This window comes from Pseudomonas sp. GL93, from assembly GCF_003408955.1.
Classification (GTDB): Bacteria; Pseudomonadota; Gammaproteobacteria; order Pseudomonadales; family Pseudomonadaceae; genus Aquipseudomonas; species Aquipseudomonas paracarnis.
In genome coordinates, this window is record NZ_NKRF01000111.1 from 1 (window position 1) to 1,141 (window position 1,141).

At 56.0% G+C, this 1,141-nt stretch carries 1 protein-coding gene; it reads right to left on the minus strand.

Going from position 1 to position 1,141, the window contains the following annotated elements:
- A partial coding sequence (locus CER19_RS24045) for an immunoglobulin-like domain-containing protein (RefSeq protein ID WP_371921561.1) occupies positions 1–1,141 on the minus strand: 1,141 nt, incomplete at both ends.

Consider the following 1,141-nt stretch of genomic DNA (forward strand, 5'->3'; position numbering starts at 1 on the left):
CGCCTTGATGGTGATCGAAGAGCCGTTATCCAACTTCAGCGTGACGTCAGTACCGGCCTTGTTGCTCAAGGTCGCGGTGTAGGTGATCTGGCCACCTTCATTAACGGCACTTGGTGCAGTCAGGGTGACAGTAGTCGTGTTGTCGGTACCCGGTGTGTCTGTGACAGTGGTGTTCACCGCTGTAGTGCCCGGCACCAGGTTTTCAAAATGCTCGCCGCCGGTCACGCCTTTGATAGCGGTGGTGACGGTTTGATCGCCTTTGTACACATCGTCTGGCGCGATGGTGGTGATGGAGCCGCTCGACTGATTCACACCGATGGTGATGGTCTTGCCGTTGTCCAAGGTTACGGTCAGCGGATTGGTGATGTTAGTCACCGGGGCGCCGTTTTTATCCACAAGGCTGGCGGTGTAAACGATATTGCCGCCTTCACCGACGGTGGTGGTAGCGGTCAGGACCACATCGACCTTGTCGATGGTGTCATTGATCGTAGTGGTCGCGCCATTGCCCGCAACTTCGAGTTTTTCGAAGTTGCCGCCGGAAGCGTCGGTGATCTTGACCGTCTGCGTGCTCTTGTCGATGAACACGTCATCGGTAGGCGCAGGCATGGTCACAGTGCCGACGGTTTCGCCAGCCTTGATGGTGATCGAAAAGCCGTTATCCAACTTCAGCGTGACGTCAGTACCGGCCTTGTTGCTCAAGGTCGCGGTGTAGGTGATCTGGCCACCTTCGTTAACGGCACTTGGCGCAGTCAACGTGACAGTCGTAGTGTTATCGGTACCCGGTGTATCAGTCACAGTCGTGGTGACTTTATCAGTCCCTGGAACCAGATTTTCAAAGTGCTCGCCACCGGTCACGCCTTGGATGGCGGTAGTGACAGTCTGATCACCTTTGTAGACGTCATCCGGTGCAAGAACCGACACGCTAGCGCTGGATTCATTCACACCAATGGTGATGGTTTGGCCGTTATCCAGAGTCACGGTCAGCGGGTTGGTGATGTTGGTCACCGGTGCGCCGTTTTTATCCACAAGGCTGGCGGTGTAAACGATGTTGCCGCCTTCGCCGACGGTGGTGGTGGCGGTCAGGACCACATCAACTTTGTCGATGGTGTCGTTGATCGTGGTGGTTGCACCGTTGCCTGTA